Here is a 26,725-nt window from a genome sequence, read left to right on the forward strand (position 1 = left end):
GTTCAGAGCGCAGGCTCGGGCTCCGGCAGGACGGGTCGCCGCGCAGCGAACCACCGCATCGCCTTGGCCAGCACCGGCAGCATCACCACCATCAGCAGCAGGCGCACACTCTGCACGCAGGTGATCAACGGGAGGTTGGCGTCCATCGATTCGGCGGTCGCCAGCACGGCGTTGATGCCGCCGGGCGTGGTGGCCAGGTAGATATCGGACAGCTCGAGGTCGACGAAGGCGGCGACCGCGAAGGCGAGGCCCGCGACGATGGCCGAGAGCACGACGATGGTGACCGTCATGCCGGGGATCATCCGCGCCATCTCGCGGACCACGGTCTTGGTGAACCGGGTGCCGACCTCGAAGCCGATGAGCACGAACAGCAGGTCCTTGAACAGGTTGGTCGGCGCGTATCCGTGGCTGACGCCGACGGCGGTGAGCAGCGCGGTCATCAGCATCGGGCCGATCAGTGCGGGACTCGGCAATCCCAGGCGGCTGCCCGCTTTGGTGCCGAGCACGCACAGCATCACCGCGATGGACAGCCCGGCGACCTGGTCGCCGCGGCCGACGATCATCCAGAACGGCAGATCGGGGTTGGTGACCGACGCGCCGAGCACCGCGCGCTCGGCGCCGAGGGCGTCGCCGCCGTCGCTCAGCAGCGCGCCGAGGGCGGGCGCGCTCACCGCGATCAACCCGACCCGCAGATACTGCATGAACGCCACCCGGCGCGGATCGGCGTCCATCTCGTCGGCCACCGCGACCACCGCCGCGGAGCCGCCCGCGAGCAGGCCGAGCGTCGCGGTCGGCAGCTCCACGCCGGCGAGCCGGGCGAACACCACCGCGACCAGCAGGCTGACCAGCAGCGTGGCCACGGTGATCGCGAGCACCGGCACCAGCGCCAGGCCGATGCCGGACAGCAGCGAGACCTCCAGATAACTGCCCATCAGCACGCCGAGCATGGACTGCACACCGCAGGACACCTGCCGGGGCAGGGGCGCTGGCAATTTCCCGGCCAACGCGAGCGCGCCACCGACGACGATCGCGAGAATCATCTGCGGCGCGGGAAAACTCACCTGGTCCAGCAACGCCGCCCCCGCGAGCACCGACGCCAGCAAAGCCATCCACTCGATCACTTGCCTGCGCGTCATGCCTAGTAATCCTTGCCGCAGCTAATGAACAATCAGTAAAGGCACCGTTATCGCGGTCGACGGACGGTGTGATCCCGGCCGCAGCGACGCAATTACCTGTTCAGAGCGGACATTTCCTAAGTCGCACGAGCCCTCGAAAGCTAATCCATCTCAACGGTAGCAAAAACGAGCGAACTTGCAGCTCATGATTGTTCGAGCACCGAGGCCGTGCGGATCGCAGGGTCGGACGGGTACTATTCGCCCGAACCACCCCCACCGCGGGAGCTCGGGCAAGGCCGGGCTGAGAGGGCGGACCCCACGCTTCGCCGACCGCCTGAACCTGTCCGGGTAATGCCGGCGTAGGAAGAGCGTTTCGGGCATGTCCTCCTCGACCCTGCACAATTCCGAACGGCACGAGGCCCCCTTCACCCTCGACGAGCCCGCCCCGAAGGTGCTCTCCTTCTGGGACCAGAGCGCGTTCTGGGCGAATCTGGGCGTCAGCCTCATCGCCTTCTCCGGCGCGTACACCGTGCTCGCGCCGAACTCCGACGGCGCGCCGCAGATCTCCATCGCCGCGGGCATTCTCGCGATGATCGTCGGGACGGTCGTCGGCGGGCTGATGCTCGGCCTCGCCGCCATCCCCGGAGCCAAGACGGGCAAGCCGGCGATGGTCCTGCTGCGCGGCCTGTTCGGCGCGAAACTCAGTTATCTGCCAACGGTTTTGAATATCGCGCAGCTGATCGGCTGGGGCACCTTCGAACTGATCGTGATCGGCGACGCGGCCGACGAGCTGTTCGGCGGCGGCCCGCACTGGCTGTACGTGGTGGCCGCCGGGGTGCTCACCACCGCCCTGACGATCTGGCCGCTCGGCTCGGTGCGGATGCTGCGCCGCTTCGTCACGGCCGGCGTTGTGCTCGCGCTGATCTGGTTCTACATCCAGTTCTTCCGCACCGGCCTGCCGGATCTGTCGGCCAACCCCGGCCCGCACGGCGGCGGGCCGTTCGGCGCGGACTGGAACCTCTTCTGGATCGCCACCGACGCGGCGCTCGCGGTGTCCATCTCCTGGGTGCCGGTCGCCGCCGACTACACCCGCCATTCGCGTCGCACCGGCACGGCGTTCGGCGCGGCGAGCGGGGCCTACGCGCTCACCCAGATCGTGGCCTACACGCTCGGCCTGTTCGCGTTGGCCCGCGCGACCGGCGACGGCCAGTACTCGCCGTTTCTCCAGGTCAGTCTCGGCGGGCTGTTCTTCTTCGTGTTCGTGCTGCGCGAGGCCGATCAGTCCTTCGCCAATGTGTACTCCACGGCCGTCTCGATCCAGAATCTCGCGCCGCGCCTGGACCGGCGGGTTCTCTCGATCGGCCTCGGCCTGCTGATCACGCTGCTGGCGCTGCGGCTGAACATGGCGAACTACTTCGGCTTCCTCGGCCTGATCGGTTCGGTGTTCGTGCCGCTGCTCGGCGTGCTCGTCGCCGACTTCTTCCTGCGTGCCAGGGGCGAGTGGAACACCGCCGACGACGCGCCGCCGCGCTGGGGAATGATCCTGGCGTGGCTGGCCGGGCTCTCGCTGTATCAGCTCATCAATCCGGGCGACGCGGGGGTGTGGACCGACTTCTGGGTGGACGTGCAGGAGCAGCTGCACTTCACCAAGCAGGCGTGGATGAGCGCGTCGCTGCTGTCGTTCCTCGCGGCGCTGCTGGTCGCGTGGGTCGTCGGGCGGATCTCGACGCTGTGGCGAGATCGCGTGGCCGGGGGCGAATCCGCTTAGCGACTGCCACGATGGAGTGATGGGCGAGATCCGGATCGGCACATCGGGATGGGTGTATCCGCCATGGCGCGGGGTCTTCTATCCCAAGGGCGTGACGCAGAAGCGCGAGCTCGAGTACCTGTCCCGGCAGCTCAACAGCGTCGAGATCAACGGCTCGTTCTACTCGTTGCAGCGCCCGTCGAGCTATCAGAACTGGGCGAGCCAGACACCGGACGACTTCGTGTTCGCGGTGAAGGGCAGCAGATTCATCACGCACATGAAGCGGCTGCGCGACGGCGACGAGTTGCTCGCGAACTTCCTCGCCTCGGGCCTGCTCGCCCTCGGCCCCAAGCTCGGCCCCGTCCTGTGGCAGCTGCCGCCCAACTTCCAGTTCGACCCGGACCTGCTCGACGACTTCTTCACCCGCCTGCCCCGCGACACCGAGGCCGCCGCCGACGTCGCGAAACGGCACGATCACCGCGTGGATCCGTCCTATACGAGCACCGACGCCGTGCGGCCGCTGCGGCACGCGCTGGAGATCCGCCACCCGAGCTTCGTCACACCCGAATTCACCGATCTGCTCACCAAACACGAGATCGCCCTCGTCGTCGCGGACACCGCAGGCAAATTCCCGTTGCTCGAAGAGGTCACCGCGGATTTCGTCTACATCCGCCTGCACGGCCACGAGGAGCTGTACGTCAGCGGCTACACCGACGAGGGACTGGACATGTGGGCGGCCAAGATTCGCGGATGGTCCACCGACCACGACGTGTACTGCTACTTCGACAACGACGCGAAGGTCATGGCCCCGCGCGACGCGCTCGCCCTGCGCGCACGCCTCGAACACACCCCTTGATTTCCCGCACCGAGATTCGCATGCGCTTTTCGGTGCGGGAATCAGAGAGTGTGCGAAAACCTCAGTGCCCCAACGTCCCCACGCTCAGGAACCCGAGCAGATCGTGCCGGGTGATCACGCCGACAGGCTTGCCCTCCTCGACCACCATCAGCGCGTCGGTGTCCGAGAGCGCCTTGGTCGCGGCGGAGATCGGCTCGCCCGCGCCGATCAGCGGGAACGACGGACTCATGTGCTTGCCGACCGAGTCCGTCAGGTGCGCACGGCCTTCGAACACCGCCGAGAGCAGGTCGCGCTCGGAGACGCTGCCCGCGACCTCGCCCGCCATCACCGGGGGCTCCGCGCCGACCACGGGCATCTGCGAAACGCCGTACTCGCGCAGGATCTCGATGGCGTCGCGCAGGGTCTCCGACGGATGGGTGTGCACCAGGTCGGGCAGCTCGCCGGACTTGCCGCGCAGCACGTCGCCGACCAACGGCTCGACCGTGCTGCCGTCGAGGCGCTCGCGCAGGAAGCCGTAGGAGCTCATCCACTGATCGTTGAAGATCTTCGACAGGTAGCCGCGCCCGCCGTCCGGCAGCAGCACGACGACGACCGCGTCGGGGTCGCGCTTGGCGACCTCGATCGCGGCGACCACCGCCATGCCGCACGAGCCGCCGACCAGCAGGCCCTCCTCGCGGGCCAGGCGGCGGGTCATGTCGAAGGAGTCGGCGTCGGAGACCGCGATGATCTCGTCCGGGACGGCCGGGTCGTAGGCGGAGGGCCAGAAGTCCTCGCCGACGCCCTCGACCAGATACGGCCGCCCGGTGCCGCCGGAGTACACCGAGCCCTCGGGGTCAGCGCCAATGATCTTGACCTTGCCGCCGGACACCTCCTTGAGGTAACGGCCGACGCCGGTGATGGTGCCGCCGGTGCCGACACCGGCAATGAAGTGGGTGACCTTGCCCTCGGTGTCGCGCCAGATCTCCGGGCCGGTGGTCTCGTAGTGGCTGTCCGGGCCGCCGGGATTGGAGTACTGGTCCGGCTTCCACGCGCCGTCGATCTCGCCGACCAGGCGGTTGGACACACTGTAGTAGCTGGCCGGGTCCTCCGGCGCGACCGCGGTCGGGCACACGACCACCTCGGCGCCGTAGGCGCGCAGCACGTTGCGCTTGTCCTCGCTGACCTTGTCCGGGCAGACGAAGACGCAGCGGTAGCCGCGCTGCTGGGCGACCAGGGCGAGGCCGACGCCGGTGTTGCCCGAGGTGGGCTCGACGATGGTCCCGCCGGGCCGTAGCTGCCCGGACTTCTCGGCGGCGTCGACCATCTTCACCGCGATCCGGTCCTTGGAGCTACCGCCCGGGTTCAAATATTCGATCTTGGCCGCCACCAGTCCGGCGTTCGGTCCCACAACAGAGTTCAACCGGACCAGCGGCGTATTGCCGATGAGGTCCACGACATGGTCGGCGATGCGCATGCGCCCCATAGTTCCAGATGGACTCCGTGTGAGTTCGCGCACGCCACGCACAAACCCGTCAGCGGCGACAAACCGGGAATCCAGCAAACCCCCCTTTAGGATCCGAACCATGAAGCAGCCGAACATCGCCCGAGCCGGCGTTGTTCTGGCCGGAGCGGCGGTGGCCGCGCTGGTCGGACCAGGCGCGCAGGCGAACGCGGTCACCGTCGAGTTCCCGCAGGTCCCGACGCTCGCCTACGGCGGCCTGTGCTGGACGACCATCCGTACCTGGGCCGACGTCAACCCGGCATGGCCGGGCCGGGCCATCATCAATATGCGCGCGCTGCCCGTCGGCGGCGTCGGCCCCGGCGACTACCCCTTCGCTCCCCTCTGCGAGGTCCACACCACCGTGGCCTGGCGCAACACCACCACCGGCACGGTGGGCAGCTACGACGACACCATCGTGACCGGCCTCTACGGCAGCATCCAGTACGCCCTGTTCCAGGACACCGGCCCCGGCCACGTCGAGGTCACCGTCACCACCGACCACGCGAGCATCCCCGCGCACGGCGCGTTCGACGTGCCCGCTCCCGCTGCCCCGCCTGCGTGAAGTCGGTACATTTTCTTGTGTGAGCGCACCACGCATCGGCTGGCGGACGGCCGCGATGACCGGTGCCGCGACAGTTTTGGCCGGATCCGGGGCGGGCACCGCGTGGTGGGTGACTTCGCGGCTGTTGATGGCGCAGGCCGGCGCGGCGCGCGGCGTGATCGGCCGCGATACCTCGAAACCGCCTGAGGCGGACGGCATCTACACGGCGGGCTGCCTGAGCCCGGAGCCGTGGCGCGCGGGCAAGCAGGCGGATCTGCACCTGATGATCTTCGGTGACTCCACCGCGGCCGGCGTCGGCTGCCTGGTCGCCGACGAGGTGCCCGGCGTGCGCCTGGCCCGCGGCCTCGCCCTCGCCACCGACCGGCGAATTCGCTTGAGCACCAAGGCTATCTCCGGCGCGACCTCGAAGGGGCTGTCCGGTCAGGTCGACGCGATGTTCGTCGCGGGCCCGCCGCCGGACGCCGCGGTCATCCTCATCGGCGCCAACGACATCACCAAGAAGCACTCGGTGCGCGCCTCCGCCCGCAGGCTCGCCGCCGCGGTGGCCCGCCTGCACCGGGCCGACAGCGTGGTCGTGGTCGGCACCTGCCCCAATCTCGGTACGGTGACGGCGATTCCGCAGCCGCTGCGCACGGTGGTGCACAACTGGAGCGTGCGGCTGGCCAAGGCGCAGACGGTGGCCACCGCCGCCGCGGGCGGACGCCCGGTGCCGATGGGCTACCTGCTCGCGCCGGAGTTCCGGGCCCGGCCCGAACTGCTGTTCTCCGCCGACGGTTTTCACCCGTCGGCCGCGGGCTATGAACTCGCGGCGGCGCAACTACTTCCGGTCCTGCTCGAGGCGCTGGACGAGCCGACCCCCGGTTCCCATCCCCGGGGGCGCGACGTAGATTCGATAGGAACCCGCGAGTAACAAGCGCGGTTCGCACGTTCCTTCCGACAAAGGAGTCCTCATGCCTGAGGCTGTCATCGTCTCGACCGCCCGCTCCCCCATCGGCCGGGCGGCCAAGGGATCGCTGGTCGACATGCGGCCCGACGACCTGACCACCCAGATCGTCCGCGCGGCGCTCGACAAGGTGCCCGCCCTGGACCCCGCCCAGATCGATGACCTGATCCTCGGCTGCGGTTCCCCCGGCGGCGAGTCGGGCTTCAACATCGCCCGCATCGTCGCGGTCCAGCTCGGCTACGACTTCGTGCCGGGCACCACCGTGCACCGCTACTGCGCGTCCTCGCTGCAGTCCACCCGGATGGCCTTCCACGCGATCAAGGCCGGCGAGGGTGACGTCTTCATCTCCGCGGGCGTCGAGACCGTGTCCCGCTACAAGAACGGCTCCGCCGACAGCTGGCCGAACACCCAGAACGAGCTCTTCGCCGAGGCGCAGGCGCGCACCGCCAAGACCGCCGAGGGCGGCGCGGGCACCTGGCACGATCCGCGCGAGGACGGCCTGATCCCCGACGCCTACATCGCGATGGGCCAGACCGCGGAGAACGTCGCGACCTTCACCGGCATCACCCGCGAGGAGCAGGACCGCTGGGGCGTCCGGTCGCAGAACCGGGCCGAGGAGGCCATCAAGAACGGCTTCTTCGAGCGCGAGATCAGCCCGGTCACGCTGCCCGACGGCTCCGTGGTGTCCACGGACGACGGCCCGCGCGCGGGCGTCACCTACGAGGCGGTCAGCAAGCTGAAGCCGGTGTTCCGCCCCGACGGCACGGTCACCGCGGGCAACTGCTGTCCGCTCAACGACGGCGCGGCGGCGCTGGTCATCATGAGCGACACCAAGGCCAAGGAGCTCGGCCTGACCCCGCTGGCGCGCATCGTGTCCACCGGCGTCTCCGGCCTGTCCCCCGAGATCATGGGCCTGGGCCCGATCGAGGCGTGCAAGCGCGCGCTCGCGCTGGCGGGCAAGTCCATCGACGATATCGACCTGGTCGAGATCAACGAGGCGTTCGCGGTGCAGGTGCTCGGCTCGGCGCGCGAGCTGAAGATCGACGAGGACAAGCTGAACGTCTCCGGCGGCGCCATCGCGCTCGGCCACCCGTTCGGCATGACGGGCGCCCGGATCACCACCACGCTCATCAACAACCTGCAGACCCACGACAAGCAGTTCGGTCTGGAGACCATGTGCGTCGGCGGCGGCCAGGGCATGGCGATGGTCATCGAGCGTCTCAGCTGAGCTGAGCAACAAAAAACGGGTGGCCGCCGGAATCACCGGCGGCCACCCGTTTTTCAGCTAAGGGTTAGAAACCTCAGCGTCAGTCGTTGTTGAAGTAGCTCAGCAGCCGCAGGATCTCGACGTACAGCCAGACCAGGGTGACGGTCAGGCCGAGCGCGACGCCCCAGGCCGCCTTCTCCGGCGCCTGCGCGCGGATCAGCTGGTCGGCGGCGTCGAAGTCGAGCAGGAAGCTGAACGCGGCGATCGCGATGACGACCAGGCTGAAGACGATGGCGAGCGGGCCGCCGTCGCGCAGGCCGAGGCCGCCGGAGATGAAGAAGCTGGCGATCAGGTTGCCGATCACGAGGACGAGCACGCCGATCATGGCGCCGACGACCATCCGGGTGAAGCGCGGCGTGACGCGGATCGCGCCGGTCTTGTAGACCACCAGCATGCCGGCGAAGACGCCGAACGTGCCGAGCACGGCCTGCGCGATCATCGCGCTGCCGCCGACCCCGCCGAACTCGATGTTGGTGAACATGAACGACAGCGCGCCGACGAACAGACCCTCGAACACCGCGTACGACAGCACGAGGACCGGGTTGTCCATCTTGTTGGCGAAGGTCGCGATCAGCACGAGCACCAGGCCGACCAGGCCGCCGCCGATGACGAACAGCGGGGCGAGGGAGGTGTTCGCGTTGGTCAGCCCGTAGGACACGATCGCCGACAGCGCGAGCACGCCGAGCGTGATGGCGGTCTTGGTCACCACGTCGTCGATGGTCATCGCGCGGGTGGCGGTGGGCTGCTGGTATGGCTGCGGCTGCTGGTACTGCGGTCCGTAGGGATTACCGAACTGCTGACCCATCTGCCCCGCACCGGTCACGCCGGAACCGAAGTTGGCGTAGCCGCTGCCCTCTTGCCGAGGCAGGTTTCGGAAAACCGGATTGCTTGTGCTACGCACTTGCGTCCCTTTCTGGTCGTTGCCGCTGTCCGTCGAGTTCGCACTCGAGAACCAACTGCTAGGTCCAACGTTCACTGCGCGGCACGAGTTCCCGAGGGAGTTGCCGACGCGGACAATTCGGACTCTACCGCTGTTGCGCGTCGCGCAGGCCACGCACGGACCGAGTGACCGTGAACTTGCGGTTGCGCCCGACCACCTCGGTGCGCCCGACCATGCGCTCGATCACGCCCCGATAGTTGAGGTGGGAGTTGAATACCGTCCACAGCTCGCCGCCGGGCCGCAGCACCCGGCCGGTCTCGCTGAACATCTTGATCGCCGACCCGGTGTGCACGGCCGCCCCGACGTGGAAAGGCGGATTGCACAGCACCAGGTCCGCGCTGTTGTCGGCGGCCGAGGACATCGCGTCGTCGCGCAGCACGGTCACCCGCTCCGCGACCCCGTTGGCCGCGACCGTCGCCTTGGCCGAGGCCACCGCGGCGGCGGACTGATCGGTGCCGAGCACCTTGAGCGCGGGCCTGGCCTTGGCCAGCACGACGGCCAGTATCCCGGTGCCGCAGCCGAGGTCGATCGCCTCGCGCGCATCGGGTTTCATCCACTTCAGGTGCTCGAGCAGGAACCGGGTGCCGATGTCGAGCTTCGCGCCGGAGAAGGCCGCACCGTGGGCGACCACGTCGATGTCGAGGTCGTCGAGGCGGTCGCGGACCGGAAACGGCGGCGCGCCGACCGGTTTCGGCCCACTGACCAGCAGGGTGCGCGACTTCTGGCGGCCTCGGCTGGCGCGGACCTCGGAGAACGATTGGGCCAGAACGTCGTTCATCGACTTGGTCAGATACTTGTCCCGCCCGCCCGCGAACACGACCACCTCGGGGTCGGCGTGGCGGGCGATGGCGTCGGCGACCTCGGCCAGCCCGGCCAGCGCCCGCGGCAGGCGCAGCAGCACCACGCGGACGTCGGCGAGCAGGTCGCGGCCGAGCGGATACGCGGTGTAGCGGTCGGCGAGGCCGAGCGCGCGGGCGTTGTTGGCCAGGGCCAGTTCGCCGGTCAGCAGATCCTGATAGACGCGGACGTCGCGCAGGTCGTGCGCGGCCACCGCGCCGATGGTCAGGGCCCCATACGCGTCGCCGAGGATGGCTACCTTTCCGCTATCCACGGTGGCGAGGGCCTCGTCGGCGACGTCGAGGATCAGCCGGTCGGCGGCGTCCACGGCGTAAAGGTTCAGGGCCTCCACATCCGGATACCGCCGCAGCCGGCTCAGTACGTCCTCGATATCTGCCACGCATCAAGTGTGCTAGATCGTTGCCCTCGGCTCACAGCGGGCCTGGCAAATCGACCCCAGCAAACCAGGCAGTCTCTTACGTTTGGCTCCAAAAGCGCACTGCCACAATGGATATAACTCAGTTGACACCGGCCTCGCCGCCCGTCGGAGTCACCGCGTGCCAGACTCCACCGACGCCTTGCCCCAGCAGATCACCCGCCCTCCGGTCCGTGGCGAGGTGATAGACCGGCCAACCCGCGATGGTGACTTGGCATGCGCCATCGGCACGTTCGACGAAGCCGCCGAGACTCGGGTCGATTTCGGCGGTGTACACGGCTTGGTCGCGCCGGACGATCAGCGGCGGCCATTTCGTGGCGCAGTCGGCCGCGCAGTGCGATGCCGACGGCTCCGCGGTGTCGGCGTCGAAGCGATAGAGCGCATGGTCCGCGGCCGTAACGTACTGTCCGACAGCGATATTGTCCGCGATGCCGAGCTGGACGTCGTTCGCGCCGGTCGGCGCGGTGCCGCGGTACACCCTCAGCCAACCTCGCGTCTCGGCCGGATCCCGGCCCTGCGGCGCGACTCCCGGAGCCGAGGCCGGGCTCGACGACGCGGAGATCGGCGTCGACGCGGGAACCGGCTTCGCGGCCTCGATGCTTCCGCACGCAGTCAGCAAACCGGCGAGAATGACCGACGCAGCGGCGAATGGCCGTGCGGCCCGCTGGAAGTACTTGGTCGACAGCGTTATTCGGATCCTCCGGATCGATCGATGACGCGCGATGCGCGTTCGGTCATCGACAGCAACGAGGCAGTGCCGCAGCCGGTTCAGTGCATGAGCCACTCGAGGGCAAACATCGAGAAACCCGCAAATCCCGCGCCGGGCCTCGATAGCCGTTTACCATCAGTCACATGCGTAACAGGATGGTGGTGGCGCTCGTCGCCTTGACGGCACTGCTCGCGGGCTGCGACGACGGCGACAACGGCGGCGGCGGATCGACGCCGAGCACCCCCGCCGCCACCACCTCGGCGACCGGCACCCTGGCCGAGGCGCCCAGCTCCCCGCGCGACACCGCGCCCAAGCGGGGCACCGCGTCCGGCGACGCGGGCCTGACCGTCACGGGCATCCGGCTCGGCCGTCAAGCCGGGTTCGACCGCATCGTCTACGACCTCGGTGGCAAGGGCACGCCGGGCTGGATCGTGCAGTACGTCGATCGGGCCGTGCAGGACGGCAGCGGCAAGCCGATCGATGTGGCCGGCAACTCCATCCTCGAGGTGCAGATCCTCGGCTCGGCGTACCCGTTCGACAGCGCGGTGACGCCGTACGCGGGGCCGGATCCCGCCACGGACCCGCACGTACCCGGCATCGCGGGCGTCTATCGGACCATGGTGTTCGAGGGCACCACCCAGTCGTTCATCGGCGTGAACGGCGACCGGCCGGGGTTCACCGTCACCACGTTGAGCAATCCGACGCGGCTGGTCATCGACGTCGACCATCCGTAGGTACCCGTACCGCCAGGGGGTATTCGCAGTAGGGCGGCCCGCCGTCACTACACTGGCCGCGTGGTCGAACAGCGTCTGCCGTCGCGCGCGACCGGGCTCGCCCGGTCGCTCTACGTGCTGGTGCTGCTCGCCGGGATCGTGGCCATGCACGCGGCGGTGTTCGCGGTTCATGGCCACGCGGAGACGACGGCCGATCACGCCGCGGCGCGGACGGAAGCCGGCCTCGTGCAGATGCACGCGGTATCCACGGGCTCCGACCCGAAGGAGATAACGGTCGGGGCCCAGGGTTCGGCTTCGCCGGCTGGTCAGCCGGTCGCCGATCACCCGGCGCAATGCGCGGGCGACGGATGCGGCGGCACCCACGGTGGAATGCACGGTTGCGTGTTCGTCCTCGCCGCCGCCGCACTACTGCTCGGGTTGGTGCTGCTATATCGGCTGCCCGTCGATCGGCCCGGCGGCGAGGCCGCGCGGCTGCGTCGCATTCGACCGCGGCGGGAACGCTCGCCGCCGTGGACCGTGCTCTCCCTGGCCGAATTGGCGATTCTGCGGATCTGACAGGTACGCGGCGCCCGTCGCGACGGGCGCCGGATTCATCCCTGCCCGAAACCAGTCATGCGCGATTCCCCAAGGAGCACAACCATGTTCATCACGCGTACCCGAATCACCTCGGCCATCACCGTCGGCACGGCGGCCGCCGCCCTCGTCCTCGCGGGCTGTAGCGACGACGACGCGACACCCGGCATGGACCACGGCGCGTCCAGCACGTCCGCGTCCGCGAGCGCGCAGGCGACGCGCACCGACTTCAACGACGCCGACCTCACCTTCCTGCAGATGATGTACCCGCACCACGCGCAGGCGGTCGAGATGGCGAAGCTGGTGCCGAGCCACAGTCAGAACCCCCAGTTGCGGACCCTCGCCGCGAACGTCGAGCAGGCCCAAGCCCCGGAGATGCGCCAGATCACCACGCTGCTGCAAAGCTTCGGCAAGCCCGCCCCCGCCGCGGGCGGGCACGGCGGTCACGCCATGCCGGGGATGATGAGCACCGATCAGATGAACGCCCTGCAGGCCGCGTCCGGCCCGGACTTCGACCGCCAGTGGCTGACCATGATGATCGAGCACCACACCGGCGCGGTCGCCATGGCCGAGACCGAACTGGCCGACGGCACGAACGCCGAGTCGAAGGCCATGGCGCGCAGCATCATCGACAGCCAGCGGGCCGAGATTGACACCATGCGCGGCATGCTCGGCCAGAGCTGATCCGACGACCCGTCGCACCGGGACACCCCTCCGGTCCCGGTGCGACGGGTCTCGGCCCGGCCACCGGCGCGGTCGCTGACAGCACTCGATCCGGGTCTATATCGCGGCAGCAATGGCCAGGGCGGCGACGCCGGAACGGTAGCCCTTAAGGCGTGCCGGCCTGGTCGAAGAAGTGCTCCAACAATGCGTTGAAGGGCGCGCCCGTGTCGGGCACCAGGTGCGCCATCCCCGCGCACACCGCGCGCTCGGCTCCGGTCCGATCGGCGATGGCGTCGCAGATGATCTCGTTGGACTTCCTGTGCCCACCGGAAATCACCAGGATCGGGAAGCCCGCGGTGCGCAAGCGATCCCACGGCGGCGCGGCCTCGTCCGGCGGTCGCGCGCCTTGCAGCCGCCGCATTCCGTCGAGCAGCACCCGCGGTATCGGATCATCGAGGGCGGCAGGCACTCCGGCGATCTCGAAGAAGCGCGGCAACGCGTCCTCCGGCGGGAGATCCACCTGCTCGATCAGTGCGCGCGTCGCGGTGGCCACCGCGTCGACGACCGGGTTGCCGCGCGCGACGCCGAACAGCGGCGGCTCTACGAGGGTGAGGGATCGGACGTGCTCGAGCCGCTGAGCGGCGGCGTACATCGACACGATCGCGCCGTAGGACAGCCCGACCAGATGTACCGGCCGGTCGAGCAGCTGGTCCGCGATCAGCCGCGCCTCCGGCTCGAAATCCTGGCGGCCCGCGGCCGGGGTGCCGCCGTGGCCGGGGCGATCCGGGGCGAGCAGGGTCCAGCGACTGGTCAGCGGCCGCTGCGCGCGCCAAGCCTCGCGTCCACCGAGGATCCCGCCGTGCACGAGCACGACCGGCGGACCCGCGCCCCACTCGTGCACGTGCAGTCGCACATCCGAGCTCGTGGCGTCCATCATCGGTCTCCTTCGGCTCGACCGGGTTCGTGCCCGCCCGGGGGCGACACCGGCGCGAGTCGAGCCGACGCGAGACGGCCGGTGACGCGGAATGTTCGGCGCTTCATGGACGATCCCTCCGAGTGTGACCTGCGGGTGCTGCGGTCGATACTTCGGGGTGGAGGTCTCACGCGCCTTTCATTCGCGTCTCACGGCTTACTCGCCGGGTCGGACGATGGACTGCCAGGCGGGCGCCTCCTGCGGACTCGGGCTGGTGCGGGCGCGCCTGCGCAGTCGCTCGAACACCACGAGCGCCGCGCCGGCGAGCAGCGTCACCAGCGCGAAGACGGCGAGGACGAGGGCCAGGGCATCGGACCCCCACATGGCCACGACCGCGGCGGCGACGGCGACGAGCACGCCGATGAACAGCAGTCCGAAGCCGGCCCAGTTCCGGGTGTCCGCCAGCGTCTCGCCGGGCTGGGGCTCGGCGGTGCGGGCGATGTCCGGGGCGTCGTCGAGCGGGGGGATCTCGTATGGCCCATCTACTGTCATGCTTGGTGACCTCACGCCGCGATATCGGCTGGTCAGCCGATATCTGATGCGGCAAGAGTGCCCAGATCGCCTGCTCCGAAACGCCGTTCGTCACCGGCGTTGTGCGGCAGCGGGTTTCGGCGGCGCCGGATCAGTTGTAGGACTTGCCGACTCCGTCGAGCAGGCGTTCCAGGGTGTCGAAGGTGGGGGTGGTGATCACGTCGACGAGGTCGGTGGCGACCGGGACCTTGTGCTCGGCCGCCACCGCGGCGAATCGGGCGGCGTCGCCGGTGCGGAAGCCGTGCACCGCGGCGAGGCGTTGCAGGTCCGGGTCGGTGGACAGCAGGCGGCCGAGCCGGTCGCCCGACTCGCCCAGGGGCACCAGCGTGTGCCGGGACAGGATGGTCGGCGAGGGGTACAGCAGGGTCATGTCGGGTTTGATCTGGCCGCGCACGGTGGCGTCGACGTACTGCGACTCGTAGATCCAGACCAGCGGCGTCGGGCCCATGCCCGCGGCGAGGTAGGCGTCGAACGGGCCCTCGCTGCTGTTCTGGGTGTAGCCCTGACCGACGAAAAGCCTTGACACCGTGGGGATTACGTCCTGTTCGGCGGACGCGCCCTGCACGATGGTGTTGTTGTTCGCGACGTAGCCGGCGATGGCGAGGTACATGGCGGCGGAGTTGGAGCTGCGCGGGTCGGTCGTGGAGATCAGCACGTTCTTGCGGACGGAGTACGCGGTATTGTCGCCGAGCTGGTCCCATCGCGTGTTGTTGCCGACCATGCGCAGATAGGGGGCCATGTCGAAGGTCGGCACCGGACCCTGGTGCACCACACCGGCTTTGGCGAGCAGCTCGGCGATCGGGGTGAACGTGGCGATCGCCATCGGCGAGGAGAACGGGATGTACTTGGCGTTCACGTTGCGCTGCCGCTGGATTCGCTCCGCCGCCTGCTCGCTGGACGGGAACGCGAATCCGTACTTGCCGAGGTCGACCGAGGTGGCTATCTCGCGCGAGCCCGCCGCGTCGACCTCGACCTTCAGGCCGTTGCGGGCCAGCACCTCGGCCACCTTCGGGTCCTGGAAGAACGACATCTTCTCGGAGCCGACGACGCCGCGCACGAGCGTGAGCGACGAGGTGCCCGGCGGGGCGGACTGGGGTGCCGGGTCCGGCTTGCGCACCGCGAGTGCCACCGTCACGGCGGTCACCACGACCAAGACTCCGACCACCGCGGCGACCGACGCCAAACGCCTTCTCCCCGACCATTTTTCACCAAACGCGGCCGCCCATCGACCCGTGCCTAATTCGGCTTTGTGCTTAGCGCCCTTGGCGCGCACGGCATCCGGCTCGCCGACGCCATCACTCGCCTTGGCTTCCAGCTGCTGCCGGGCGTACCGCTCCACCAGGATCGGAATGAATGTCCGCACCGGATGCCCCGCGAAACGCTGCCGCCCCGCCGCCACCATCGCCTCGATGTGCTCCACCGAGTAAGTGCCGCCAAAGTTTTCGACCAACCGATCCCTCAGCTGACGGATCGCCTGTTCCTCCCGAACGGTGTCGGCAACCACCACATTCTCCTCGGCATCCAGCGCCCAATACTCCTGCGCGACAGCACAACCGCCCCACCGCGCCGACAAACCCTAGCCCCGCCCACCCCTCAAAACCCCCACCCCTCCCCACCCCACCCACAAAGTTCAATACCCCACCCCCAACCCGCCACCCGGCGTTTGCCCCACAGAAACACCCGGCTTCGCAAACGGGCTTTGACGCCCCATTCGACACCCACCCATCCGCCGTGCGACTCCGAATAACCAACGACATCGATCCGATCGATGCCCTGACCCGGCACACAGCCGGGTCCGAACCGTGCGCCACAGGGGGATCAGCACTTATGCATTCCGTGATATATTGGACAGAGGGCGGCGAAGGGCCATATGACATCGAGCTGGAACCGGAGGTGCGGGCCTGGCTGGACACGCTGACCAAAGCCGAATATCGAGCAGTCGAACTCAAGGCGGACCGACTCGCCGACAACCCGACCACCCTCGGAGAACCATGGACTCGCCATCTCGGAGGGCCCGTTCGTGAACTCCGGTTCCACCTGAGGGGCAAGGCAATCCGCATCAGCTACTGGCTCGCGCCCGACCGTCGACTTGTCTTGCTGACCGTTTTTGCGAAGACACGTATGCGAGAACGGTCGGAAGTCGCCCGGGCCATGCATGCTCAAAAGGTATGCGAGGCAGAGCATGACCCAGCTAGCCACGTCTACGATCGCAGCTTCGAGGAGGAATGAGATGCCGCGCGGATCGCACACCAGCTGGAAAATTCCGCCAGAACATCGGGCGGACCCCGACTATGTCGCCGCCGCTGATGCCTTCGCCCTCGGCCAAGCCGTCTATGACCGGCGCACGATCCTCGGTCTCACTCAGACCGAACTCGCCCGGCGCGCCGGAATGACCCAGCCACAGGTGAGCCGAATGGAGGGCGGCGATGTCACGCCGACGCTGCCGCTGCTTCATCGGTTGTCGATAGCCCTGGAGGCCGACCTGAATCTCTCGTTCCAGGGGGAGGAATTGGCGGTGCGGTTTACTCAGCGCGCGGCCTGACTCTGGCGGCCGAGGATGGGCGAGACGAGATTCAGCGCTATCGTCGGCTGAATCGGCGAGTGAGGAGATGGGTATGGCTCGTACTGCTGTTGTTACCGGGGCTTCGTCGGGGATCGGGAAGGCTACGGCCGCGGCGCTGGTGGGGCGGGGGTATCGGGTTATCGGGACGAGTCGGAAGCCGGAGGGGATCGGCGATGAGGCTCGGGTGGCGGGGGTGGAGTATCGGGCGCTCGATTTGACGGATGCGGGGTCGATTGAGGCGTTCGTGGCGGGGCTCGGGGAGGTGGACGTGCTGGTGAACAATGCCGGGGAGAGTCAGGCGGGGCCGCTGGCGGAGCTGCCTGCGGACGCGGTGGAGCGGCTGTTCCGGCTGAACGTGCTCGGGCCGGTCGCGCTGACGCAGGCCGTGTTGCCGGGCATGCGCGAACGCGGGTACGGCCGGGTGGTCATGGTCGGCTCGATGATCGCCAGCTTCCCGATGCCGTACCGCTCGTCATACGGCGCGACCAAGGCGGCGCTGAAGGGCTTCGCCGTGGCGGCGCGGTTCGAGGAGTCACCGTTCGGCGTGTGGATCACCACGGTCGAGCCGGGCCAGATCAATACGGGACTGCGCGAACGGCGCACGAAGTATCTGAACGAGGGCTCACCGCACACCGCGGACTTCACCGCGTTCATCGCGAAACTCGATGAGGCACAAGGAAAGGGCATTACCGCCGAGCGTGTCGCCGACACGATCGTGCGGGCCGTCGAGGCCGATCGACCGCGTCCGCTCTACGCCGTCGGCAGTAATGCCCCCGTGATGTTCGCGGTGCGCAGGCTACTGCCGCGCACGGTGATGGAGCGTCTCATCGCGCGGGTGCACGGACTGTCGCGCTAGGCCGACGCGACCTGCGCCTGCCACATCCAGTGCAGCTGCTCGAGCCGGGCCGCGATGCCGATGAGCAGGTCCTGGGTGACCGGGTCGGCGGTCTCGGTAACCTCGATCCGCTCGCGCAGCCGCTTGATCACGGCCGCCAGGTTGTCGACGATCTTGTCGATGACGTCGGTGTCCTGCTGCCAGCCCTCGGGGAAGCCGACCGCACCGCTCTCCTTGGCGACCGTGCCCGCCCGCCCGTCCGGACTCACCCCGACGGCGGTCGCGCGCTCGGCCGCGTCATCGGTGAACTCCCTTGCCGCGGTGACCAATTCATCGAGCGCGAGGTGCACGGACCGGAAGTTCCGGCCGATCACGTTCCAGTGGGCCTGCTTGGCGATCAGCGAAAGGTCGATCAGATCGATCGCGGTAGCGCGCAGCGCCTCCCCCGCGATCTTCTGCTGCTCCGCATCGAGGGTGCTGGTGATGGGTTGGCTCATCGTTCACGCCTTTCTAGTCGGATCCCTGTCAGACACCGTCTACCCGCGGTGCACGTCCTAAACGTGGTCAGTGACGAGCACCATGCAGGTCGAACGGTGTGACGCAGGACTGAGGCGGCCGCGATCAGACAGGCGGGGACTGCTGCTGGAACCAGGCGAGGACCTGGGGTATCGCGACCCGGCCCGAGGCGGTGTGGTCCAGCTCGCCCAAGTTTTGCAGGGTGGCGTTGGCGCTATGCAGGTCGCGCAGGCAGTGCTCGGCGTTGGCGTAGGGGACGTTGCGGTCGGCGGTGGCGGCGTAGAGCCGGACGGGGACGCGCGGGGTCCAGTCGCACGTGCCGTCGCTGTCGGTCATGGCGCGCAGCGCGGCGCCGGTGGGGTCCTTCGCCAACGCGACGAAGCGCGGGGTCAGCAGCAGATCCGGGGTGATGGGCAGCGAGGTGGCGATGGTGAGCTCGTTGCGGGTGCCGTCGAAGAGCCCCTCGATCTTGTCGGCGTAGGGCTCCTGAAAGGCCTCGGCCGGGTTGTCGTAGAGGTGGTATATGCGGTTCATCGCGGTCAGCCAGTAGGCGAAGTAGAACACCGCGGGGCCGGGCGCGACCCGGCCGTCGAGTCCGGCGGGCGTCTCGACGTCGCGCAGCGCGTACGGCCCGCTGACCGGCGCCAGCGCGGCGAGGCCGAATCCGGGCACCTCGTCCGCCTGTAGCGCCTTGCCGAACGCCATGGCGGCGTGGCCACCCTGCGAGAAGCCGGTCACCAATACGTCGCGATCGAGTTCCCGATACTGTTGCGCCGCCATGCTTTTGGCGGCGAACAGCAGATCGGCCGAGGCGCTCACCTCCGTCGGCGCGTGCGTGTAGGGGTGTGATCCGGGGCCGTCGCCGAGGCCGAGATAGTCGGGGGCGACGGCCGCGTAACCGGCGGCGGCGAACATGATGGTGCGGGCCTGATCGGGGCGCCCCTGGTTGTTGACCGACGGCGCGTCGCTCTTCAGCACCAGCGTGCCGTGCTCGAAGCTGACCGTGCGCAGTCGAGCGGTGTCCGTGCGCGGCAGCACGACGAGGCCGCTCGCGGTGGTCGGCTCACCGTGCGCGGTGATGGTCCGATAGTCCACCCGATAGGCGTCGACGCCATTGCGCACCGGTATGTCGAACTCGGCCAAATAGGCGGAGGTCTCCTCGACCGACATCCCCGCGACCGGCGTCGCGGACACCACCGTGCCCCGCTCGCCCTGCCCCGGCGCGGGCGTGTCGCCGCCGCCCGACTCGGACGCGCAGGCCCCGACCAGCAGCACGAGCGCACCGACCACGGCGAAACGTCGGGTTCTGACCATGCGGCACCTCGGCTGTCGGCTCGGGCGGCGGGCGCCGCCTCCGACTGTCCACTATGCCCCGAGGGCCAGCCGATCCGCCTCGTCCAGGTGGTCACGCAGCCCGAGCAGCTCCCACCGCTGCAACGACAGCGGCACGTTGCCTTCGCGCCAGAGCCGGTCGTGGAACTCCTTCAGCTCGAATTGGTCGCCGAGTTCACGCACCGCCGTGCTGAGCAGATCCTGAATCTGCAACTTGCCGATCTGGTAGCTCAACGCCTGGCCGGGATTGCCCGCGAAGAACACGGCCTCTTCCCACGCGGTGTCCCGATCCATCGGCACCGCGTTCGCCAGCCGATCGGTCGCCTCGTCGATGGAGAGCTCGCCGAGCGCGAGCGCGATGTCCACCTCGACGCGTAAAGCCCGCAGCCGCATGGCATTCGCCACGAAGATCGCGCTGGCCGGCGCGTCGTCGAACAGCCCGGCGTGCAGCATCAGCTCCTCGTAGCCGAACGCGATGCCCTCGTTGGGCGTCGAGTCGTAGAACCGCCGCCGGGCGGGATTGTCGTGGTGCCAGCCGATCGCGACCTGCTGGGCGTGGACCCCCTCGTGCACGATCGCGGTGCGCGGGTCGAACGCGGCGGCCCGGTCGAAGTAGGGCAGATCCGGCCGCGGGGCCGACACGTAGCGAGTAGCGGCCTGGTCTTTGCGATCGGGACCGGTCAGATCGTCGGTGACCCCGAGCCAGGTCAACGGCTCGAGATACGGCGGGAGCGGCGCGAATCGGTAGTGCCGCAGGCTGTCCGGTTGGCTGAGCAGCCCTCGGCCATCGGCGAACTCGCGTACCGCGCGCTCGTCGGCGGCCTGACGACGCACATACTCGTCCACGTCGGCGGGCAGCTGAGGCTCCGGCGCGTCCCGATGCCGGACTCGCAGTTGGGTTTCGAGCGCGACGGCGCGATGCCACTCTTGAATCCCCATCTCCCGCAAGCGTTTCGCCGGATACGGCAGCAGCGCGACGCGATGCAGGAAGTAGGCCAGCGCCGCCGGTCCGACGGGGTCGGCCTCCCCGAGCGACGGCAGTTGCTCGGTGAGCCAATCCTGGTATGCGGCAATGGCTTCCGCGGCGACCCTGGTCGCGGCGGGCAACTCGGCGGCGTACTCGTCGGGCAGGAACGCCACCAGGGCCGTCATCGCGGACTCGAGCGAGCCCTCCGCCTCGTGCAGCAGCCGCAGGGCGCTGCGCGTGAACGACGCGCCCGCCCGCTCCGCCAGGTTCGCCCTCGCCTGCTCGAGCACGAGCGGAACGTGGCGCAGCAGCGCGCTGATCCGCGCCGCCCGCGCGGTGTCGAACGGCGAGGAGTCGAGCAGCTCCACATAGATCGGGCCGAGACTCTGCTGGATATAGAAGCCGGGATCGCGCTCCCACCCCCTGATCAGCTCCAGTTCCCAGTGCACCCTGGCCAGCGCCGACCCGAGCAGCCTGCCGTCGACCCGCACCGCGACCGGCTCGTCGGACAGATCCAGCGCGCGATGCCTGCCGCCGAACTCGGCGAGCGCCTCCCGTCGCGCCGCGATCGCCTGCGGCGACCAATCGGGCAGCCAACCGTCCGGCCGCCGCACCCGGGGGAGATCGTCGCTGGTGTCGGGCAGCGTCGCCAGCCGCCAGTTCCAGAACTCTTCGGCAAGCTTCGCTAGTCCCATGTCCGCACAATACAATTCGCGCACCCGACCGGCCAGTCCGCAAATGCGGGCCCGGCGCGGCGCGCGCCCCGGAATAAAACCGTTCATCACGCCCGGAACAGCCAAAGTTCCGATAGAAGCCGCGCGAGCGGGTAGACCGGTGGTATCGGCAGGTGTTTCCCGCCCCTGGGTAGCTCTGCCGAGCGGCGCCGGCCTCCTTGTCGATCGCGAATCACCGACCGCCCTCGCGGCCGGCCCGCGCATGGTGTTCACCGAGCCCGGCTCGGCGGCTCGACTGAGCGCTGTTGCGAAAAACATTGCACCGGAATGTCTTCGGTCCGCAGTGAGCAGAACTACCAGGCGCTTGCCGCAGCGAAGCGGCAACCCGACGCGAGGTTGGCCCAGCATGAGCGATACCACCACCACCGTCTCCTACGCCCACCTGTTACGTCTCAGCGACGAGGTCGGGATCTTCGAGCACGCCAGATTGACCACGCCGCGTTCGGAGAACGGTTACTGCGTAGACGATGTCGCGCGGGCCCTCGTGGTCGTGTCCCGCGAGCCGGAGCCGACGGAGGAGCTGGACCGGCTCGTGGAGATCTACGCGCGCTTCGTCTTCGACGCGCTCGCCCACGACGGCCGCAGCCACAACCGGCGCGGCACCGATCGGAGCTGGCAGGATGAGCCGAGCGTCGAGGATCACTGGGGCCGCGCGCTGTGGGCGCTCGGCACCGCGGCCGCGCGCAGGCCGGAGCTGACGGAGAAAGCCTTGGCGCACTTCGACATCGCGGCACGGCAGCGCTCGCAGTACCCGCGCGCGATGGCCTTCGCCGCGCTCGGCGCGGCCGAGGTCATGCGCGCCGATCCCGGAAACCGCACGGCGCTGGCGCTCGTGTCCGACGCCGCCGAGCGGATCGGGCCGCCCACCCGCCGCCTCGACTGGCGCTGGCCGGAGCCGCGCCTGCACTACGCCAACGCCGTGCTGGCCGAGACGCTGCTCATCGCGGGCGCGGTGCCGGGCCAGGAGCGCAGGCACGCCGACGGATTGGCCATGCTGCGCTGGCTGCTCACGACCGAGACCGCGGGCGATCACCTGTCGGTAACCCCGGTGGACGGCTGGGCGCTCGGCGAGAAGCGCCCCGGTTTCGACCAGCAGCCGATCGAGGTCGCCACCCTGGCCGACGCCTGCGCCCGCGCCTACGACGACACCGGCGATCAGCACTGGCGCGACGCGGTCCTGTTGTGCGAGGCCTGGTTCCGCGGCGCGAACGACGTCTCGACCCCGCTCGTCGACCCGGTCAGCGGCGGCTGCTGTGACGGACTGGAGCCCACCGGCCGCAACGAGAACCAGGGCGCCGAGTCCACCCTCGCACTGATCTCCACGATGCAGCAGGCCCGCCGCCTGCAGCGGACCCCGTAGTCTCTAACGTGCCGCAGCCGTGCTCCCTGGTCGACGCCGCCACCAGCTACCCCGAGCCGGTGACCGTCCCCCGTTGATCACGGCCGCGGAAGTCGGAGCGCGGAAGGGACGTCGATGGGCACCAGGTGGCACACCCGCCTGCTCGCGGTGGTCGCGGCAGCGGGCGTACTGAGCGGTGCCTGCGCCACGACCGCGCAGGCCCGACCCGGCGAATCGCGCACGGCCGCAGGCGATGTCACCGACCAGCCCGGCACGGGCAAGGATCCGGACGGCAGCATCCCGCCCCGCGGATCGAACGACTGGGCCTGCCTGCCCACCCCGGCGCACCCGCGACCGGTCGTCCTGGTGCACGGCACCTGGGGCAACCAGAACGACTGGAACGTGCTGGCACCGCAGCTGAAAGCCGAAGGCTACTGCGTCTTCTCGCTGAACTACGGCCGCGACACGGCGAGCGTGCTCGGCGCGTTACCCGGAATCTACGGGGTCGGCGACATCCACACCTCGGCCGGGGAACTCGCCGTCTTCGTCGACCGTGTGCGTGCGGCAACAGGTTCGGCGAAGGTCGATCTGATCGGCCACTCCCAAGGCGCGCTGATGTCGCGCCAATACCTGCGCTTCGCCGGCGGCGCCGACAAGGTCGACCGCCTGATCTCCCTCGCGGGCACCAACCACGGCTCCACCATGCGCGGCGTCGCGAACAGGCTCCCGTCCGGCAGCGCGTATACGGGTTTCGCCGCCGGGCTGACCGGGATCGCCGGCGTCGCGGCCGCGCAGCAGCTGGTCGGCAGCGACTTCCTGCGCGAACTCAACGCCGCGGGCGACACCGAGCCCGGCGTCGCCTACACCGTGATCGCCAGCACCCGCGACGACGCCTCCACCCCGCCCGAGGCCACCTTCCTCCAGGCAGGCCCCGACGCCACGGTCGACAACGTCTGGGTCCAAGACTTCTGCGCCACAGACACTTTCGACCACGGCACCCTTCCCCAATCCCCCACCGTCGCCTACATCGTCGAGCAGGCGCTCGATCCGAGCTACACCGGCACCGCCTGCCCGGAACACACAACCGGGCGGTAAGGCCGTGTGCCCTACCGCCCGGATGCGTTGACCGTCAGCCGCGTTCGCCGACCAACTGCGCGTCGGGCTTCTCGTCGCCCTCGCGCTCCTCCAGCACCGCCTCGCCGCGGGCGACCATGCCCGCCTCGTCGGAGAGCTTCAGCTGCGGGATGAACAGCGCGAGCACGAAGACCACGATCGCGCCCGGGATCAGGTACCAGAAGCCGGGCACCAGCGCGTCCACGTACGCGCCGACGATCGCGTCGTGCAGCCCCGACGGCAGGTTCTTCACCACCGACGGCACCAGCGCGCCGGGGTCGAGCTTCGCCGCCATCACCTCCGGGCCGTGCGACATGAACGCGTCGGTGAGCCCCTCGGTCAACCGGCTGGTGAAGATCGAGCCGAAGATCGCCACGCCGATCGCGCCGCCCATCTCACGGAAGTAGTTGTTGGCACTGGTCGCCGTGCCGATCTGGTTGGGCGCCACGGCATTCTGCACGACGAGCACGATGATCTGCATGATCAGGCCGAGCCCCGCGCCGACCACGAACAGCATCCCGGAGACCACCCACATCGAGGTGTGCGCGTCCAGCATGGTCAGCCACAGCATGGCGGCCAGCATGAGCAGCGCGCCGATCGGCGGGTAGATCCGGTAGCGGCCGGTCCTGGTGATCGCGGTCATCGACGTCATCAGGGTGGCCATCATGCCGACCATCATCGGAATCAACAGCAGGCCGGACACCGAGGCGGAGGCGCCGGTGGCCATCTGCAGGTAGGTCGGGATGAACCCGATCGCGGCGAACATGACCAGGCCGACGAGCAGGCCGATCGCCGAGGTCAGCACGAACGTGCGGTTGCGGAACAACCACAGCGGCAGCATCGGCTCCTCCGCCCGCGACTCCACCATGACGAACGCGGCCACCACGACCACGAGCGCGGCGATCATCGACAGGATCGTCGCCGAGCCCCACGCGTACTGCTTGCCGCCCCAGTCGGTGATCAGGATCAACAGCGTTGTGGCGGAAGACATCAGCAGCACACCGAGGTAGTCCGGCTTGGTCTTGGGCCGGTGGCTGGGCACGGTCAGATAGCGGAAGGCGATGAACAGCGCCGCGATGCCGATCGGCACGTTGATCCAGAAGCACCAGCGCCAGCCGAGCGTGTCGGCGAAGAAGCCGCCGAGCAGCGGCCCGGCGACCGAGGTGATGCCGAAGACCGCGCCCATCGGCGCCATGTACTTGCCGCGATCCTTGGCGGGCACCACGTCGGCGATGATGGCCTGCGCCAGGATCATCAGGCCACCGCCGCCGACGCCCTGCAGGCCGCGGAAGACGATGAACTCCCAGAAGCCGGTCGAGGCGGCGGCGCCGACGGACGCGGCGGTGAAGGCGGTCACGGCGAACAGGAACAGCCAACGCCTGCCGAACATATCGCCGAACTTGCCGTAGATCGGCATCACGATGGTGGTGGCGAGCAGGTACGACGTGGCGGTCCACGCCATGTGTGAGACGCCGCCCAGGTCGCCGACGATGGTCGGCATCGCGGTGCCGACGATCATCTGATCGAGGCTGGCCAGGAACATGCCGCCGATCAGCGCGGAGAAGATGAGCCAGATTCGCTTCTGCGTCAGGACAATCGGGGTAGGCGGCGAGTCAGCCGTCGTGGTCATCGGGCGCGTCTCCTATTTCTCGTCGGGCTTGCCGAACAGCCGGGCGGCCATCGCGCAATGTTCGTGAATCGCCGCTTTCAGCGATCTGGAGGTGTCGTCGGTGGCGGACATGACCGCCCGCGTGGTGATCGTCGTCATGATTCCCGCTGCGAGCGAGGCGAATTCGGGCGCGACCGGCGCGCCGGTGCGCGCGGAGAGCAGCTCGCCGACGATGGCCTCCTGCCGTACGCCCGCCGCCATGAACCCCGCGAGCACTCGCGGCTCGGTCTTGATGAGCTCGACCACCAGCGAGATCGCTTCGCGCACTTCCTTTTCCGGCTCGATGCCGGTGGCGAACAGCCAGGTGAGGTCTTCCATCAGGACTCCGCTCGGGCCGCCGGCGATGAACGCCTCCCGCGATTCCGCGTTGCCGATCTCGTCGACCGGGCCGACCACCGCCTCGAGCTTGGTGTCGTAGTAGTTGAAGAACGTGCGCGGCGAGACCCCGACGACCTTGGCGATGTCCTCGACGGTCGTCGCGTCGAGCCCGCGTTCGACGGCCAGCCGCCGCGCGGCCATGCACAGGTCGAGCAGCGTCTGACGTTTCTTCTGAGCGCGGAGGCCGGTCGAGGACTCCGCGCGTGTGGACGGTGACATGGCGAAAATTTAGCACAAACTGCAAAATTTCAGATAGTGCAATTTCTTGTGATCGCCCTCACCGCGCGGCGCTAGCGAATGCCCGGCGTCGCCGGGTCCGGGCCGGCACAGCCGAGGACGAAGCAGCCGGGCGGCCAGTCGCCGAAGGGCGGCGCGAGCGGTGCGCCGAGGCACTCGAGCGGTCCGCAGCCCGGGTAGGCGTACGGGCCGAGGCCGAGCGCGCCGAAGGTCGCGTCCGGGTTCGAGATCATCGGGTCGGCCAGGCTGATATCCGGTTGCTGCACATAGGGTCCCGGGTCCGGCAGGCGCGGCTCACGAAAGGCCGCGACGATGCCGCGCAGCACGTCGTGCGGAAAGCTCACCGCCCCACCGGGAACCGTGACGCCGGTCCAGCTGACCAGCAGGCCGAGGCTCGGCACGATGAAGTTGTCCTGGCGCATCATGCCGCCCATCTTCACCGCGTCCGCGGGGAGGCCGGGCAGCTCGACGGTGCAGCCGGGCCCGTTCACCACGAGCAGGAAGCCGTAGCACTGATTGGTCGGCGTCGGCCGGCTCGCCTGCTCGAGGTACTCGGCCGAGATCACCTGCCGCCCTTGCCAATCACCGTGTCCGGCGATCAGCAGTCCGAGCTTGGCGAAGTCGTCGGGCGGCATGACCAGGTGCGCGTAGCCGTAGGTGTTGCCGCTACGGTCGC

General features: G+C 69.0%; 26 protein-coding genes and 1 pseudogene. 13 read left to right on the forward strand and 14 right to left on the reverse strand.

Annotated elements, in window-relative coordinates:
• Positions 1-2 precede the first annotated feature (2 nt).
• Complete coding sequence (locus ON39_RS27360) at positions 3-1,136, reverse strand: AbrB family transcriptional regulator (protein ID WP_083894717.1); 1,134 nt, start codon at positions 1,134-1,136, stop codon at positions 3-5.
• A gap of 358 nt (positions 1,137-1,494) precedes the next feature.
• Here ON39_RS27360 and ON39_RS27365 point away from each other — a divergent pair, with 358 nt between their 5' ends.
• A complete protein-coding gene (locus tag ON39_RS27365) occupies positions 1,495-2,883 on the forward strand; it encodes a purine-cytosine permease family protein (protein WP_040738726.1) in 1,389 nt (462 codons plus the stop codon).
• 19 nt (positions 2,884-2,902) lie between these two features.
• Complete coding sequence (locus tag ON39_RS27370) at positions 2,903-3,718, forward strand: DUF72 domain-containing protein (RefSeq protein WP_040738728.1); 816 nt, start codon at positions 2,903-2,905, stop codon at positions 3,716-3,718.
• A 61-nt stretch (positions 3,719-3,779) separates the two neighbouring features.
• On the opposite strand, the gene ON39_RS27375 is transcribed toward ON39_RS27370, so the two are convergent.
• The gene (locus ON39_RS27375) at positions 3,780-5,171 is read right to left on the reverse strand and encodes a cystathionine beta-synthase (RefSeq protein WP_040738759.1); all 1,392 of its coding nucleotides are present in this window, start codon (positions 5,169-5,171) and stop codon (positions 3,780-3,782) included.
• A gap of 109 nt (positions 5,172-5,280) precedes the next feature.
• Here ON39_RS27375 and ON39_RS27380 point away from each other — a divergent pair, with 109 nt between their 5' ends.
• From ON39_RS27380 to ON39_RS27390, 3 genes are read left to right on the forward strand one after another with little or no spacing between them, the layout of a single operon-like run.
• Positions 5,281-5,760 (forward strand): hypothetical protein, encoded by a 480-nt coding sequence (locus tag ON39_RS27380; RefSeq protein ID WP_040738730.1) that lies wholly within the window; start codon positions 5,281-5,283, stop codon positions 5,758-5,760.
• Between the two features lie 55 nt (positions 5,761-5,815).
• Positions 5,816-6,670: an SGNH/GDSL hydrolase family protein gene (locus ON39_RS27385; RefSeq protein ID WP_085998272.1), complete on the forward strand. Its 855-nt coding sequence runs from the start codon at positions 5,816-5,818 to the stop codon at positions 6,668-6,670.
• Between the two features lie 40 nt (positions 6,671-6,710).
• Positions 6,711-7,931: an acetyl-CoA C-acetyltransferase gene (locus ON39_RS27390; RefSeq protein ID WP_040738733.1), complete on the forward strand. Its 1,221-nt coding sequence runs from the start codon at positions 6,711-6,713 to the stop codon at positions 7,929-7,931.
• A gap of 79 nt (positions 7,932-8,010) precedes the next feature.
• Here the strand turns inward: ON39_RS27390 and ON39_RS27395 are convergent, their stop codons facing one another.
• From ON39_RS27395 to ON39_RS27405, 3 genes are all read right to left on the reverse strand, one after another.
• Positions 8,011-8,871, reverse strand: a complete 861-nt coding sequence (locus ON39_RS27395) for a Bax inhibitor-1/YccA family protein (RefSeq protein ID WP_040738735.1) — start codon at positions 8,869-8,871, stop codon at positions 8,011-8,013.
• Positions 8,872-8,995: 124 nt separating this feature from the next.
• Positions 8,996-10,147, reverse strand: a complete 1,152-nt coding sequence (locus ON39_RS27400) for a class I SAM-dependent methyltransferase (RefSeq protein WP_040738737.1) — start codon at positions 10,145-10,147, stop codon at positions 8,996-8,998.
• 118 nt (positions 10,148-10,265) lie between these two features.
• The gene (locus tag ON39_RS27405; protein ID WP_246002775.1) at positions 10,266-10,802 is read right to left on the reverse strand and encodes a hypothetical protein; all 537 of its coding nucleotides are present in this window, start codon (positions 10,800-10,802) and stop codon (positions 10,266-10,268) included.
• Positions 10,803-11,035: 233 nt separating this feature from the next.
• Between ON39_RS27405 and ON39_RS27410 the strand changes: the two genes are divergently transcribed.
• From ON39_RS27410 to ON39_RS27420, 3 genes are all read left to right on the forward strand, one after another.
• A complete protein-coding gene (locus ON39_RS27410) occupies positions 11,036-11,626 on the forward strand; it encodes an AMIN-like domain-containing (lipo)protein (protein ID WP_040738739.1) in 591 nt (196 codons plus the stop codon).
• Positions 11,627-11,686: 60 nt separating this feature from the next.
• Positions 11,687-12,181 (forward strand): DUF6153 family protein, encoded by a 495-nt coding sequence (locus tag ON39_RS46165; RefSeq protein ID WP_051187176.1) that lies wholly within the window; start codon positions 11,687-11,689, stop codon positions 12,179-12,181.
• Positions 12,182-12,265: 84 nt separating this feature from the next.
• The gene (locus ON39_RS27420; protein WP_040738741.1) at positions 12,266-12,883 is read left to right on the forward strand and encodes a DUF305 domain-containing protein; all 618 of its coding nucleotides are present in this window, start codon (positions 12,266-12,268) and stop codon (positions 12,881-12,883) included.
• Between the two features lie 145 nt (positions 12,884-13,028).
• Here the strand turns inward: ON39_RS27420 and ON39_RS27425 are convergent, their stop codons facing one another.
• The 3 genes from ON39_RS27425 to ON39_RS27435 form a co-directional block, all read right to left on the reverse strand.
• Complete coding sequence (locus ON39_RS27425; RefSeq protein WP_246002774.1) at positions 13,029-13,799, reverse strand: alpha/beta fold hydrolase; 771 nt, start codon at positions 13,797-13,799, stop codon at positions 13,029-13,031.
• Between the two features lie 192 nt (positions 13,800-13,991).
• Positions 13,992-14,327 (reverse strand): hypothetical protein, encoded by a 336-nt coding sequence (locus tag ON39_RS27430; protein WP_040738743.1) that lies wholly within the window; start codon positions 14,325-14,327, stop codon positions 13,992-13,994.
• Between the two features lie 130 nt (positions 14,328-14,457).
• Complete coding sequence (locus tag ON39_RS27435) at positions 14,458-15,870, reverse strand: three-helix bundle dimerization domain-containing protein (RefSeq protein WP_246002773.1); 1,413 nt, start codon at positions 15,868-15,870, stop codon at positions 14,458-14,460.
• 323 nt (positions 15,871-16,193) lie between these two features.
• On the opposite strand from ON39_RS27435, the gene ON39_RS27440 reads away from it, so the two are divergent.
• From ON39_RS27440 to ON39_RS27450, 3 genes are all read left to right on the forward strand, one after another.
• Positions 16,194-16,595, forward strand: coding sequence for a type II toxin-antitoxin system RelE/ParE family toxin (locus ON39_RS27440; RefSeq protein WP_051187180.1), 402 nt, complete (start codon positions 16,194-16,196; stop codon positions 16,593-16,595).
• A 1-nt stretch (position 16,596) separates the two neighbouring features.
• Entirely contained in the window at positions 16,597-16,908 is a 312-nt protein-coding gene (locus tag ON39_RS27445; RefSeq protein ID WP_051187182.1) for a helix-turn-helix domain-containing protein, read from the forward strand.
• A gap of 73 nt (positions 16,909-16,981) precedes the next feature.
• Entirely contained in the window at positions 16,982-17,785 is an 804-nt protein-coding gene (locus tag ON39_RS27450; RefSeq protein WP_040738745.1) for an SDR family oxidoreductase, read from the forward strand.
• Here the strand turns inward: ON39_RS27450 and ON39_RS27455 are convergent.
• The 3 genes from ON39_RS27455 to ON39_RS27465 form a co-directional block, all read right to left on the reverse strand.
• Positions 17,782-18,261: a Dps family protein gene (locus ON39_RS27455; RefSeq protein ID WP_040738747.1), complete on the reverse strand. Its 480-nt coding sequence runs from the start codon at positions 18,259-18,261 to the stop codon at positions 17,782-17,784. The two genes, ON39_RS27450 and ON39_RS27455, sit on opposite strands and share 4 nt — an antisense overlap.
• Positions 18,262-18,385: 124 nt before the next feature.
• The gene (locus ON39_RS27460; RefSeq protein ID WP_051187184.1) at positions 18,386-19,594 is read right to left on the reverse strand and encodes an alpha/beta fold hydrolase; all 1,209 of its coding nucleotides are present in this window, start codon (positions 19,592-19,594) and stop codon (positions 18,386-18,388) included.
• 51 nt (positions 19,595-19,645) lie between these two features.
• Positions 19,646-21,274: a DUF885 family protein gene (locus ON39_RS27465; protein WP_040738749.1), complete on the reverse strand. Its 1,629-nt coding sequence runs from the start codon at positions 21,272-21,274 to the stop codon at positions 19,646-19,648.
• A gap of 385 nt (positions 21,275-21,659) precedes the next feature.
• On the opposite strand from ON39_RS27465, the gene ON39_RS27470 reads away from it, so the two are divergent.
• Together ON39_RS27470 and ON39_RS27475 are read left to right on the forward strand one after the other, a co-directional pair.
• A complete protein-coding gene (locus ON39_RS27470) occupies positions 21,660-22,673 on the forward strand; it encodes a hypothetical protein (RefSeq protein WP_040738751.1) in 1,014 nt (337 codons plus the stop codon).
• Between the two features lie 114 nt (positions 22,674-22,787).
• Entirely contained in the window at positions 22,788-23,747 is a 960-nt protein-coding gene (locus ON39_RS27475) for an esterase/lipase family protein (protein WP_051187186.1), read from the forward strand.
• Positions 23,748-23,781: 34 nt separating this feature from the next.
• On the opposite strand, the gene ON39_RS27480 is transcribed toward ON39_RS27475, so the two are convergent.
• The 3 genes and pseudogenes from ON39_RS27480 to ON39_RS27490 form a co-directional block, all read right to left on the reverse strand.
• Positions 23,782-25,395 (reverse strand): MDR family MFS transporter, encoded by a 1,614-nt coding sequence (locus ON39_RS27480; protein WP_040738753.1) that lies wholly within the window; start codon positions 25,393-25,395, stop codon positions 23,782-23,784.
• A 12-nt stretch (positions 25,396-25,407) separates the two neighbouring features.
• Positions 25,408-26,031: a TetR/AcrR family transcriptional regulator gene (locus ON39_RS46170; protein WP_051187187.1), complete on the reverse strand. Its 624-nt coding sequence runs from the start codon at positions 26,029-26,031 to the stop codon at positions 25,408-25,410.
• Positions 26,032-26,102: 71 nt separating this feature from the next.
• Positions 26,103-26,725, reverse strand: a pseudogene (locus ON39_RS27490) (serine hydrolase domain-containing protein); the annotation flags it as partial.

This window comes from Nocardia tenerifensis NBRC 101015 (assembly GCF_000308715.1).
In the GTDB taxonomy this organism is placed as follows: domain Bacteria; phylum Actinomycetota; class Actinomycetes; order Mycobacteriales; family Mycobacteriaceae; genus Nocardia; species Nocardia tenerifensis.

Bases quoted from the DNA above. Each gene is read 5' to 3' on its own strand.
- ON39_RS27360 (WP_083894717.1), bottom strand. From the start codon at position 1,136: ATGACGCGCAGGCAAGTGATCGAGTGGATGGCTTTGCTGGCGTCGGTG.
- ON39_RS27365 (WP_040738726.1), top strand. From the start codon at position 1,495: ATGTCCTCCTCGACCCTGCACAATTCCGAACGGCACGAGGCCCCCTTC.
- ON39_RS27370 (WP_040738728.1), top strand. From the start codon at position 2,903: ATGGGCGAGATCCGGATCGGCACATCGGGATGGGTGTATCCGCCATGG.
- ON39_RS27375 (WP_040738759.1), bottom strand. From the start codon at position 5,171: ATGCGCATCGCCGACCATGTCGTGGACCTCATCGGCAATACGCCGCTG.
- ON39_RS27380 (WP_040738730.1), top strand. From the start codon at position 5,281: ATGAAGCAGCCGAACATCGCCCGAGCCGGCGTTGTTCTGGCCGGAGCG.
- ON39_RS27385 (WP_085998272.1), top strand. From the start codon at position 5,816: ATGACCGGTGCCGCGACAGTTTTGGCCGGATCCGGGGCGGGCACCGCG.
- ON39_RS27390 (WP_040738733.1), top strand. From the start codon at position 6,711: ATGCCTGAGGCTGTCATCGTCTCGACCGCCCGCTCCCCCATCGGCCGG.
- ON39_RS27410 (WP_040738739.1), top strand. From the start codon at position 11,036: ATGCGTAACAGGATGGTGGTGGCGCTCGTCGCCTTGACGGCACTGCTC.
- ON39_RS27420 (WP_040738741.1), top strand. From the start codon at position 12,266: ATGTTCATCACGCGTACCCGAATCACCTCGGCCATCACCGTCGGCACG.
- ON39_RS27425 (WP_246002774.1), bottom strand. From the start codon at position 13,799: ATGATGGACGCCACGAGCTCGGATGTGCGACTGCACGTGCACGAGTGG.
- ON39_RS27430 (WP_040738743.1), bottom strand. From the start codon at position 14,327: ATGACAGTAGATGGGCCATACGAGATCCCCCCGCTCGACGACGCCCCG.
- ON39_RS27440 (WP_051187180.1), top strand. From the start codon at position 16,194: ATGCATTCCGTGATATATTGGACAGAGGGCGGCGAAGGGCCATATGAC.
- ON39_RS27445 (WP_051187182.1), top strand. From the start codon at position 16,597: ATGCCGCGCGGATCGCACACCAGCTGGAAAATTCCGCCAGAACATCGG.
- ON39_RS27450 (WP_040738745.1), top strand. From the start codon at position 16,982: ATGGCTCGTACTGCTGTTGTTACCGGGGCTTCGTCGGGGATCGGGAAG.
- ON39_RS27455 (WP_040738747.1), bottom strand. From the start codon at position 18,261: ATGAGCCAACCCATCACCAGCACCCTCGATGCGGAGCAGCAGAAGATC.
- ON39_RS27460 (WP_051187184.1), bottom strand. From the start codon at position 19,594: ATGGTCAGAACCCGACGTTTCGCCGTGGTCGGTGCGCTCGTGCTGCTG.
- ON39_RS27465 (WP_040738749.1), bottom strand. From the start codon at position 21,274: ATGGGACTAGCGAAGCTTGCCGAAGAGTTCTGGAACTGGCGGCTGGCG.
- ON39_RS27470 (WP_040738751.1), top strand. From the start codon at position 21,660: ATGAGCGATACCACCACCACCGTCTCCTACGCCCACCTGTTACGTCTC.
- ON39_RS27475 (WP_051187186.1), top strand. From the start codon at position 22,788: ATGGGCACCAGGTGGCACACCCGCCTGCTCGCGGTGGTCGCGGCAGCG.
- ON39_RS27480 (WP_040738753.1), bottom strand. From the start codon at position 25,395: ATGACCACGACGGCTGACTCGCCGCCTACCCCGATTGTCCTGACGCAG.
- ON39_RS46170 (WP_051187187.1), bottom strand. From the start codon at position 26,031: ATGTCACCGTCCACACGCGCGGAGTCCTCGACCGGCCTCCGCGCTCAG.